Origin of the sequence: Asticcacaulis sp. YBE204 (assembly GCF_000495855.1) — a bacterium.
In the GTDB taxonomy this organism is placed as follows: Bacteria; Pseudomonadota; Alphaproteobacteria; order Caulobacterales; family Caulobacteraceae; genus Asticcacaulis.
Genome location: NZ_AWGF01000015.1, coordinates 55,332 through 65,949 on the forward strand (window position 1 = coordinate 55,332; position 10,618 = coordinate 65,949).

General features: G+C 61.2%; 9 protein-coding genes. 2 read left to right on the forward strand and 7 right to left on the reverse strand.

What is annotated here, in order from left to right; genetic code table 11:
* The 6 genes from AEYBE204_RS36500 to AEYBE204_RS36525 form a co-directional block, all read right to left on the reverse strand.
* Positions 1–927, reverse strand: a complete 927-nt coding sequence (locus tag AEYBE204_RS36500; protein ID WP_023463600.1) for a branched-chain amino acid transaminase — start codon at positions 925–927, stop codon at positions 1–3.
* Entirely contained in the window at positions 911–2,503 is a 1,593-nt protein-coding gene (locus AEYBE204_RS36505; RefSeq protein ID WP_023463601.1) for a 2-isopropylmalate synthase, read from the reverse strand. Before AEYBE204_RS36505 ends, AEYBE204_RS36500 begins: the two co-directional genes overlap by 17 nt.
* Positions 2,504–2,517: 14 nt before the next feature.
* Positions 2,518–2,793 carry an ACT domain-containing protein gene (locus AEYBE204_RS36510; protein ID WP_023463602.1) on the reverse strand — a complete coding sequence of 92 codons (276 nt, stop codon included), beginning with the start codon at positions 2,791–2,793 and terminating at the stop codon, positions 2,518–2,520.
* A complete protein-coding gene (ilvG, locus tag AEYBE204_RS36515; RefSeq protein ID WP_023463603.1) occupies positions 2,771–4,459 on the reverse strand; it encodes an acetolactate synthase 2 catalytic subunit in 1,689 nt (562 codons plus the stop codon). Before ilvG ends, AEYBE204_RS36510 begins: the two co-directional genes overlap by 23 nt.
* Before the next feature lie 244 nt (positions 4,460–4,703).
* Positions 4,704–5,705 carry a ketol-acid reductoisomerase gene (gene ilvC / locus AEYBE204_RS36520; RefSeq protein WP_023463604.1) on the reverse strand — a complete coding sequence of 334 codons (1,002 nt, stop codon included), beginning with the start codon at positions 5,703–5,705 and terminating at the stop codon, positions 4,704–4,706.
* A 118-nt stretch (positions 5,706–5,823) separates the two neighbouring features.
* Positions 5,824–6,369 (reverse strand): dihydroxy-acid dehydratase, encoded by a 546-nt coding sequence (locus AEYBE204_RS36525; protein ID WP_023463605.1) that lies wholly within the window; start codon positions 6,367–6,369, stop codon positions 5,824–5,826.
* Positions 6,370–7,008: 639 nt separating this feature from the next.
* On the opposite strand from AEYBE204_RS36525, the gene ilvD reads away from it, so the two are divergent.
* Complete coding sequence (gene ilvD / locus AEYBE204_RS36535; RefSeq protein ID WP_023463607.1) at positions 7,009–8,874, forward strand: dihydroxy-acid dehydratase; 1,866 nt, start codon at positions 7,009–7,011, stop codon at positions 8,872–8,874.
* A 17-nt stretch (positions 8,875–8,891) separates the two neighbouring features.
* Here the strand turns inward: ilvD and AEYBE204_RS36540 are convergent, their stop codons facing one another.
* Positions 8,892–9,701, reverse strand: a complete 810-nt coding sequence (locus AEYBE204_RS36540; protein ID WP_031231390.1) for an OmpA family protein — start codon at positions 9,699–9,701, stop codon at positions 8,892–8,894.
* 96 nt (positions 9,702–9,797) lie between these two features.
* Here AEYBE204_RS36540 and AEYBE204_RS36545 point away from each other — a divergent pair, with 96 nt between their 5' ends.
* The gene (locus AEYBE204_RS36545) at positions 9,798–10,514 is read left to right on the forward strand and encodes a DUF4197 domain-containing protein (protein ID WP_023463609.1); all 717 of its coding nucleotides are present in this window, start codon (positions 9,798–9,800) and stop codon (positions 10,512–10,514) included.
* The last annotated feature ends 104 nt before the right edge of the window (positions 10,515–10,618 follow it).

Sequence of the window (10,618 nt, forward strand, 5' to 3'; positions counted from 1 at the left end):
TTAGTTCACGTAGTCCAGCCAGCCGTAGGTGTCTTCGGTCTCGCCGTTGAACAGGCCGTGGAAGCGTTGCTGCATCAGCTTGGTCACTTCACCCGGGCCGCCGACACGGGTCGGGATGTCGTCGATCGAGCGGATCGGCGTGATTTCCGCTGCCGTGCCGGTCATGAAGACTTCGTCGGCCAGATAGAGCATCTCGCGCGGCAGGGCCTGTTCGATGACCTCGATACCGGCTTCGCGCGCCAGAGTCAGAACGGTGTCGCGCGTGATGCCGCCAAGGATCGACGACGAGACGGGCGGCGTGTGAATCTTGCCCTTCATGATGAGGAACAGGTTCTCACCCGCGCCTTCCGACAGGCGACCGTCGGTGCCGAGGCCGAGACCTTCTTCGTAGCCGCGCGAACGGGCTTCGCGGCCGATCAGGTAGGACGACAGGTAGTTGCCGCCGGCCTTGGCCGCGGGCGGAACCGTGTTCGGGGCCAGACGCTGCCACGACGAGACGATGACGTCGACGCCCTTGGTCAGGCCGTCTTCGCCGAGATAGGCGCCCCACGGGAAGGCGGCGATGGCGACATCGACCTTGACGTTTTCAGGCTTCGGCGTGACGCCCAGACCGCATTCGCCAAGGAAGGCGATGGGGCGCAGATAGGCGGATTTCAGACCGTTGACGCGCAGGGTCTCTTTACAGGCTTCGTTGATCTGTTCGGGCGTGAACGGGATCGGCATGTGATAGATGCGCGCGGAGTCGAACAGGCGTTGTGTATGTTCGGCCAGACGGAAAACGGCGGGGCCTTTCGGCGTGTCGTATGCGCGGACGCCTTCGAACACCGAGGTGCCATAGTGCAGGCCGTGGGTCAGGACGTGGATCTTCGCGTCTTCCCAGGCTTTGAGTTCACCGTTGAACCAGATTTTTTCAGCGAGCGGTTTCATGGACTTTTCCAGAATCAGAATGAGGGTTAGCTCTTTGGGCTTTCGCCTTCCTGTCATGCAGGAAGACGTATTTTTCGAAGGCGTCGCACATGGCGCGGAGCCCGGCCCATACAGGGTCGGGGCCGCGACCACGGCCCCGATATGCCTCACCCTTAATCTGTAAACTGATTTCTGCAAAGGCCCCACCGTCGAACGTGAAGCCCGACTGGATGATTTCGCAGTCATTGACCCGCGCTTCGATCTGATACGCCTCGACCAGAGCCCGGAAACCGGCCTCGAAGGCGTTGACGCCGGTGGCGGAGACCTTGAGCGGATCGCCGTTGTCGCGGAACAGGTCGAGCGTGATATTGACCTGATCGCGCGTCGTTTCGCTGCTGATTTTGAACAGGCGCGCGTCGTCCTTGTCGGCATTGTTGCGCGTCAAAAGCGACATCAGCTCGAATTCGTCGATTTCACCGATTTCGTCGGCGCGGCGTTTGAAGGCGGCGAACAGGTCGCCCAGCGCCAGTTCGTCAAGGTCGAAGCCCAGAGCCTCGGCTTGCTTGGCGATGGCGTGGCGGCCCGAATGCTTGCCGAGGACGAGGTTCGATTTCTCAGCCCCGACGTCTTCCGGGCGCATGATCTCGTAGGTACGGGCGTCGGACAACATGCCGTGCTGGTGGATGCCCGATTCGTGCGCGAAGGCGTTCTTGCCGACGATGGCCTTGTTGCGCATGACGATGGTGCCCGTGGCGCGCGACAGCAGGTGGCTGGCCTTGGAGAACTTCGTCGCATCGATGCCGGTGTGCAGCTTGTACAGTTCCGGCCGCGTGCGCAGCGCCATGACGACCTCTTCCATCGCGGCATTGCCGGCGCGTTCGCCGATGCCGTTGATGGTGACCTCGATCTGACGTGCCCCGGCTTCGAGTGCCGCCAGCGTATTGGCGACGCCAAGGCCGAGGTCGTTATGGTTGTGCGCCGACAGGATGACGTCCGGATGATCCTTCAGCGCGGCCTTGAGGTCGGTGAATATCTGGAAGATTTCCTTCGGCGTCGTATAGCCGACCGTGTCAGGGATATTCAGTGTCCGCGCCCCGGCCTCGGCGGCCGCGATGCAGACCTCGTGCAGGAAGTCCTGTTCGGTGCGGATGGCGTCTTCCGGCGAGAATTCGACCTCGTCGAAGATCTTCGAGGCGTAGCTGACGGCCTTGTGCGCAATCTCCAGCACCTGCTCGCGGCTCTTTTTCAGCTTGGCGGCGCGGTGGATCGGCGAGGTGGCCAGGAAGATATGGCAACGCTTACGCTTGGCGGGAAGCAAAGCGCGGGCGGCGGCGTCGATGTCGGATTCCAGCGCCCGCGACAGCGAGCAAAAGGTCGGGCCGACGACTTCGCGGGCGATGGTGCGGATGGCTTCTTCGTCGCCGGGCGAGGAGGCGGCGAAACCGGCCTCGATGACATCGACGCCCAGTTCCTTGAGCGTATGGGCCAGCATCAGCTTGTCCTTGACGCCGAGCGAAAAGCCGGGGGCCTGTTCGCCGTCACGCAAGCTGGTGTCGAAAACGATGACGCGGTTCGGGTCGCGATTTACTACGGTCATAATACGAGTGCTCTTTAAGCGCTGATTTTTTGAGCTTCGGCGACGGTGTGGGCGGCTTGCGGCGCGGGGACGCGCCTGATGCCGTACAGCTTGTCGATCTGGAAGCCGAGGGTGTCGAAGCTGCGCGTCGCGTCGCGCGGGCGCAGGGTCAGGGTCAGGCCGCGGGTATCCTCGCCGAGGTCGTAGAGGTCGAGGCCATCGATGTGGAAGCCCCGACGCTCGACGAGGCCGAGAATGCGCAGCAGCGTGCCTTCGAGACGGTCAATCTCAATATGAATCGATTGGCTCATCCCAGCGCTCCTCCATCATTTCGGCGTTCGACGCGCCCGGCGGCACCAGCGGCCAGACATTCTCACGCGGGTCAATCAGTACATGCAGAAGGGTCGGCGCATCGGCGGCCAGAAGGCGATCGACGGCCCCTTCGACTTCGTGGCGCTGGGTGATGCGGAACGCACTCAGCCCGAACGCCTTGGCGACCTCGACGAAGTCGGGATTGTCCGACAGGTCGATCTCGCTGTAGTTCTCTTCGTAGAACAGTTCCTGCCACTGGCGGACCAGCCCCAGCGAGGAGTTGTCCAATAGCACGATCTTCAGGTTGATGCCATAACGGCGCAACGTCGCCATCTCCTGAATGTTCATCATGAAGCTGCCGTCGCCGGACACCGTGACGACGTGGTGATCGGGCAGGGCGAGCTTGGCGCCGACCCCGGCGGGCAGGCCGTAACCCATGGCGCCGGAACCGCCGGACGTGATGTGCGCCTTGTTCTGCGCGAATTCGCAGTGCTGGGCGACCCACATCTGATGCTGGCCGACGTCGCAGGCGACGATGAACTTATCGGCGGCGACTTCCGACATATATTTCAGCAGGGCCGGAGCGTAGATGCCCTTGCCCGGCGCGTCGTACTTGAAGCGGTGCTGCCACTTGTTGGCCTTGTTGAACTTCACCCATTCGGAAATGTCCGGCATCTTGGGCTGCAAGGCAGGCAGGGCCAGTTTCAGGTCGCCGACAATACCGACATCGGCGCGGCGGTTCTTGTGGATTTCCGCGTGGTCGATGTCGAAATGGATGACCTTGGCGTGCGGGGCGAAGGCGTTCAGCTTGCCCGTCGCGCGGTCGTCGAAACGCGCGCCGACGGCGATCAGCAGATCGGTTTCCTGAACGGCCATATTGCCGGCGCGGGTGCCGTGCATCCCCAGCATCCCCAGCGCCAGATCGTGCGTGGTGGGGACCGTGCCGAGCCCTTTCAGGGTGGCGACCAGCGGGATACCGGTACGCTCGACGAAGTCGCGCAACTCCTGATCGGCGTCGGCCATGTGAACCCCGCCGCCGATGTACAGCAGCGGCTTCTTCGCCTGTTCGATCAGGGCGCGGGCGGCGTCGATGGCTTCGGCGTTGGGAACCGGCGGGACATAGGCCGACAGTTCGCCCATGTCGGAGGATTCGACGAAGGAGGCGGCGACGTCCTTGGGGATGTCGACCAGAACCGGGCCGGGGCGGCCTTCCTTGGCGATGGCGAAGGCCTTGGCGATGATCGCCGGAATCTGAGAGGCGTCGCGGACCAGCCACGAATGCTTGACGATCGGCAGGGTCAGGCCGAGGAAATCGACTTCCTGAAAGCCATCGGTGCCGAGCAGGTGCGTGCCGACCTGACCGGTGATGCAGACCATCGGGACCGAGTCCATATAGGCGTTGGCGATGCCGGTGATCAGGTTGGTGGCGCCGGGGCCGGAGGTCGCCATGCAGACCCCGACGCGCCCCGTGGCGCGGGCATAGGAGTCGGCGGCGAAGGCGGCGCCCTGTTCATGGCGCACCAGAATGTGACGCAGGCCGGACCCGGCCAGGGCGTCGTAGATCGGCATGATCGCGCCGCCCGGATAGCCGAACAGCACGTCTACGCCCAGCGCCTTCAGCGTTGAGATGACGAGTTGCGCGCCGGTCGGTTTATTGGTGGCCATTTATCTACCCTCACATCATTTGCAGGCAAATGATGTGTAATTCGGTGTGGAGAAAAATATCCTCGGGCCAGAAAACAGAAGATTGGCCTTCGGATATTTTTCGCTTTTTTGATTGGCTCAGTTCCGGCTGATGCCGGAACTGAGCAGAAGAAAGTCAAGGAATGGCGAAGAACCGCTTCGAGCCTTTCCTTGTCCGTTCAGGCAACCACTTTGTTTTCCGGTTTACCGGAAAACAAAGTGAGGGCTACCCGTTACCCTTTTGGTTCAGCCACGACATGCGCGCGCGCAGGTCACGACCGGTGTGCTCGATCGGGTGATCCAGATCCTGACGCATCAGGGCGTTGTAACGCGGACGACCGGCCATGTTCTCAAGGATCCAGTCGCGGGCGAAGTCACCCGACTGAATGTCGTTGAGGACTTCTTCCATGCGCTCGCGCGTTTCTTCGTTGATGATGCGCGGACCCGAGACCAGATCGCCGTACTTGCAGGTTTCCGACACGAACTCGTGCATCTTGGCGAAGCCGCCTTCGTACAGCAGGTCGACGATGAGCTTCAGCTCGTGCAGGACTTCGAAATAGGCGATTTCCGGGCGGTAACCGGCGTTGGTCAGGGTTTCGAAGCCCATCAGGATCAGCTCGGTCGTGCCACCGCACAGAACGGCCTGTTCGCCGAACAGGTCGGTTTCGGTTTCTTCCTTGAAGGTCGTTTCGATCACGCCGCCGACGGTGCCGCCGATGCCGCGCGCATAGCCCAGCGCCTTGCGGGCCGAGTTGCCGGTGACGTCGCGGTCAACCGCGAACAGGGTCGGCACGCCGCGGCCGCGTTGGTATTCGCGACGAACGAGGTCGCCCGGGCCTTTGGGGGCGACGAGGATGACGTCGAGGTCTTCACGGGCGATGACGCGGCCATAGAGGACCGAGAAGCCGTGGGCGAAAAGAAGCGCGGCGCCCTTGGCGGCGAACGGCTCGATTTCGTTCTTGTAGATGTCGGCGTGGCTCATGTCCGGCGTCAGGATGGCGATGATGGTCGCGTCCTTGACGGCGTCGCGGATTTCAGCGGTCGCCAGACCATCGTGGGTGGCCTTTTGGTAACCCGGGCCACCGGCGCGGACGCCGACGATCACATCAGCGCCGGAATCGCGCAGGTTCTGAGCATGGGCGCGGCCTTGCGAGCCGTAGCCGATAATGGCGACGCGTTCGCCCTTCAGGCTGTCGGGGGAAACGTCGTCATTGGTATAGATTTTCACAGTGGAGGCTCCATTAGATCCGGCTTGGTGCCGGTTGTTGAAAATTAAGCGCAATCCCTAACCGTTTCCGGTTTCAATTGCGCGACAAACTATTGCGCTTCGGCGGCGGCCAGCTTCTTTAGTAAGAACTGGCCTCGGCGGCAGCCGCCTCGGCCATGAGGGCAGCATACTTGCCCATCGGGGCGAAGCCGTTCTTGACCTTGGTTTCGCGCGGGGCATCGTTACGACGGGCGACGATGTCGGCGTCGATATCGATGCGGCGGTTCTTGATGTCAATCGTCAAGGTGTCGAAGTTCTGAACATAGCGGATCGCCTTGCCGACGTGACCAATGACGATCCCGTTGCTCGACGGGGCGAAACGACCGTTCGAGATCAGGGCGATATCACGCAGACCCGCCGTCTCGATGGCGGCGAAGATGGCCGACATTTCGGCATCATCCGCAGCGGCGATGACGATGGCTTCCCCGTGCGCGACGCGGCCCTGTTCGATCCCGGCGATGGCGTCCGATTCCATGGCGAAGACGCGGGTGCGGGCTTCGTGCGGGTCGCGCTCGAAACCGCCACCGGTCATCACGCAGCCTTCGGGCGACAGCGAACCGTGCAGAATCACGAAGTTCGAGCTGGAGAAGGCGGCGGGGTCGATGATGCGGGTCTGAGCGTTCATGGCGAAGTCTCGATTTTAAAAGGGGTGTTACGCGTTACTAAGTGAGGTCTTAGGCTTTGGGCATGTACAAAAAAGCCCGCTCTGGTCAGGGAGCGGGAGGACGTATATTCCTCGAAAGGCGGGGTTAAACCTGCTCTACCACTCCGTGATCATAGGGCGTACAAGTACGCCTACGATAAGTAGGTTAATCAGGGTTACGATGACGGCGGACGCGGCAAAGGACAGGTTCAGGGCCTTGGCCCGAACGTCCTGTTTTGCAGCGATGGCAATAGCCTTGCGCACGTGTGCGTCTCCGTCATCAGGGCCACAATGGTCCCGTGTTGCGATCATATAGCCTGAAACCTTTTCAAATTGCAAAGGCAAAAACGCAAAAAATTTTCTTCAGGACGCGTTGCGGTGAATTTATGAGGCAATAATTTTTCGCATATAGCCATAATTAGAAAATATATTTCCGATATGTTGGGTTCGGCAAAAATTTACCCTGCGACCCGGCGACTTCGCGCAACAGTTTCGCGGGCGCAAAAAAATGCAAATCGCGCCGGAATCCCGTCCTGTGGGTAAAAGCGGCGTCGGGGCGCTGTTGCAATTGGCTTCATTCGTTTTATATGGCCCAAATTATAAAGTCAGCCGAGGTTCATCATGCCCGCCTATCGTTCCCGCACCACCACCTTCGGCCGCAACATGGCGGGCGCGCGGGCGCTCTGGCGCGCGACCGGCATGACCGACGCCGATTTCTCCAAGCCCATCATCGCGGTGGTCAATTCCTTCACGCAGTTCGTCCCCGGCCACGTCCACCTCAAGGACCTGGGCCAGCTGGTGGCGCGCGAGATCGAAAAGGCGGGCGGTGTCGCCAAGGAATTCAACACCATCGCGGTCGATGACGGTATCGCCATGGGCCACGGCGGGATGCTCTATTCGCTGCCGTCGCGCGACCTGATCGCCGACTCGGTCGAATATATGGTCAATGCCCACTGCGCCGACGCCATGGTGTGCATCTCGAACTGCGACAAAATCACACCGGGGATGCTGATGGCCGCCATGCGCCTCAATATCCCGTGCATCTTCGTCTCCGGCGGGCCGATGGAAGCGGGCAAGGTCGTGTGGCCGGACAAGGACGGCGTCAACCGGACCCACGCGCTTGATCTGGTCGACGCCATGGTTCAGGCCGCCGACGACCGTATCTCCGACGAACAGGTCGCCGCCGTCGAAGCCGCCGCCTGTCCGACCTGCGGGTCGTGTTCGGGCATGTTCACCGCCAATTCAATGAACTGCCTGACCGAAGCGCTCGGCCTGTCCCTGCCGGGTAACGGCACGACCCTGGCGACGCACTCCGACCGCGAAGCCCTGTTCTGCGAAGCCGGGCGCACCATCGTTGAAAACACGCGCCGTTACTATGAAACCGACGACGCCTCGGTCCTGCCGCGCTCGATCGCCACGTTCGAAGCGTTCGAGAACGCCATGCGCCTCGATATCGCCATGGGTGGCTCGACCAATACCGTCCTGCACCTGCTGGCAGCGGCCAAGGAAGCGGGCGTCGACTTCACCATGCAGGACATCGACCGTTTGTCGCGCGTCACGCCGTGTCTGTGCAAGGTCGCGCCCGCCAATTCCGACGTCCATATCGAGGACGTCCACCGCGCCGGGGGCATCATCGGAATCTTAGGCGAACTGCACCGTGGCGGTATGCTGCACGGTGAACTGCCGACCGTGCACTCGCCGACGCTCGCCTCGGCCATCGCGCACTGGGATATCAAGACCTCGAACGACGAGCGCGTGGCGACCTTCTTCAAGGCGGCACCCGGTGGCGTGCGGACGACTCAGGCTTTTTCGCAAAGCCGCCGCTGGGACGAACTGGACACCAACCGTCAGACGGGCGTCATCCGCTCGGTCGAGCACGCCTTTACCAAGGACGGCGGCATCGCGGTGCTCTACGGCAATATCGCGGAAAACGGCTGTATTGTGAAAACGGCGGGCGTCGATGAGGACATCTGGCGCTTCAACGGCATCGCGCGCGTGTTCGAGTCGCAGGAAGACGCGACGGCGGGCATTCTGAACAATAAGGTTGGACCGGGCGACGTGGTCATCATCCGCTACGAAGGCCCGCGCGGCGGTCCGGGGATGCAGGAAATGCTCTACCCGACCTCGTATCTGAAATCGAAGGGTCTGGGCAAGGTCTGCGCCCTGCTGACCGACGGGCGGTTCTCCGGCGGCACGTCGGGCCTTAGCATCGGCCATGCCTCGCCGGAAGCGGCGCAGGGCGGTCTGATCGCCCTGGTCGAAGAGGGCGACACCATCGAGATCAACATCCCCGAACGGACGATCAAGCTGGCTGTCTCGGACGCCGTGATCGCTGAACGCCGCGCCAAGGAAGAAGCGCGTGGCAAGGACGCCTACACGCCGAAAAACCGTGAGCGTTACGTGTCGGCGGCCTTGCAGGCCTATGCGGCGATGGTCACCAGCGCGGATACGGGCGCGGTGCGGGATGTGAGCTTGTTGCGGCGATAGTTTTTTCGGAAGTTGGTCTATGGGGCATCTGCCTCTTGGCAGTCACCTATCCACTCGATGGATACGCGCCGGTTCAACGGCTCTCTCACCTCCCCCTGAGTGGTAAGGGCTGGATGGCGTTCGCCCTCCCATTTCATTCGGATTGTTTCAGCGGCAATGCCCTTGGTCGTTAAATAGTTTTTTACGGCTTGGGCCCGCCGCTGGGACAGTTTCAAATTATAACGCGATGGGCCAGATGTATCGGCGTGAGCGGTCAAAAGAATGCCAATAAATTGGCACCCCTTATGAAATTCGGCGTATTGATCGAGTTCGTCGCGGGCATCCGTGTCCAATGTAGCGCTGTCGTGTGCGAAATAGGCGAAAAAGTCCCGATAATCATAAATCACTACAGGCCCAGTTGACGCCTTGCTGCCTGGGCAGGCGACGGGGTCATCTATCGGCGCCAGAGTTACTCTGCGATTGAACGGCTCCTCAGCGATTGCGCGCACGATAGGCGTTTGCTCGCCCTTCCATCCCAGTCTGATTTGGTTCGACGGGACGCCTTTATCGCCAATATATGTCGCTACCGCCTTGACGCGTTGTTCCGACAGTCTAAGATTATATCTATCGGACCCCGCAGCATCCGTATGTCCCATCACGCTCACACATAGAAGCTGATGGCTGGTGTAGAATCCGACGAAACTATTGAGTGTGTCCCGCCCGTTGGAATCTATTGTGGCGCTATTTGTTTGAAAAAAGACGATAAAATCTTTATCGCCTGCGGCCTGTGTCAGGCTGGGCATCAAGCTAAGCGTAACAGCTATCAGGTGTGTGATTAATATCTTCATATCCTGCCCCCTCATTCATTAATCATGACACAAAGGAATTTCATTTCCAATTCATCGGCTCTGTCATACCCTCTTATCCTCAACGGAGGATACTTCATGGACCGGCGGTTTCTTATTGCGGCACTGATTTCGGCGGGCTGGACGACGCAGGCCTCGGCCCAGAGCGATCTGTCGAAGATCGTCAAGGCGGTCACGGCGTCCAAGGGCGGATTGACCAACAGTCAGGCCGACAGCGGCTTGCGCGAAGCCCTGTCGCTGGGGGCCGCCGCCGCCGTGTCGCGGGTCGGCAAGACCGACGGCTACTGGGGTGACAGCCTGATCCAGATCCCGCTTCCGAACACGCTCGCCAAGGTGCAGAAAACGCTGAAACCGCTGGGGCTTTCCAGTGCGCTCGATGAAGTTCATCTGCGCGTCAACCGCGCCGCCGAGACCGCCGCGCCGGTGGCCAGGAGCCTGTTCATCGATGCCATCAAGTCGCTGACGGTGCAGGACGCGGTCGGCATCATCAAGGGCGGTTCGACCGCCGGGACGCAGTATCTGCAAAAATCGACCACGCCGCGCCTGATCACGCTGTTTACCCCGCCGGTGCAGACCGCGCTGGAACAGACCGGCGCCGTGCAGTCGCTGGACAAGGCGATCAAGCGCAATGGTCTGGGCAACTATATCCAGAAAGAGCCGAAGGTTTATCTGAGCGATTTTGCCGTGGGTAAGGCGCTCGATGGGCTGTTCTACTATGTCGGGCAGGAAGAAACGGCCATCCGCACCAATCCGGCCAAGCGGACCAGCGCGATTTTGAAGGCGGTGTTCGGGTAATAACCCCCTCTCCCCTGCGGGGAGAGGGCGGGGGTGAGGCGGCTGACGCGGGCCTGACGTCCCTCGCCCCTGTGGGGAGCGGGACGTCAGGCCCGCGTCAGCCG

Bases quoted from the DNA above. Each gene is read 5' to 3' on its own strand.
- AEYBE204_RS36500 (WP_023463600.1), bottom strand. From the start codon at position 927: ATGAAACCGCTCGCTGAAAAAATCTGGTTCAACGGTGAACTCAAAGCC.
- AEYBE204_RS36525 (WP_023463605.1), bottom strand. From the start codon at position 6,369: ATGAACGCTCAGACCCGCATCATCGACCCCGCCGCCTTCTCCAGCTCG.
- AEYBE204_RS36510 (WP_023463602.1), bottom strand. From the start codon at position 2,793: ATGAGCCAATCGATTCATATTGAGATTGACCGTCTCGAAGGCACGCTG.
- ilvG (WP_023463603.1), bottom strand. From the start codon at position 4,459: ATGGCCACCAATAAACCGACCGGCGCGCAACTCGTCATCTCAACGCTG.
- AEYBE204_RS36545 (WP_023463609.1), top strand. From the start codon at position 9,798: ATGGACCGGCGGTTTCTTATTGCGGCACTGATTTCGGCGGGCTGGACG.
- ilvD (WP_023463607.1), top strand. From the start codon at position 7,009: ATGCCCGCCTATCGTTCCCGCACCACCACCTTCGGCCGCAACATGGCG.
- AEYBE204_RS36540 (WP_031231390.1), bottom strand. From the start codon at position 9,701: ATGAAGATATTAATCACACACCTGATAGCTGTTACGCTTAGCTTGATG.
- AEYBE204_RS36505 (WP_023463601.1), bottom strand. From the start codon at position 2,503: ATGACCGTAGTAAATCGCGACCCGAACCGCGTCATCGTTTTCGACACC.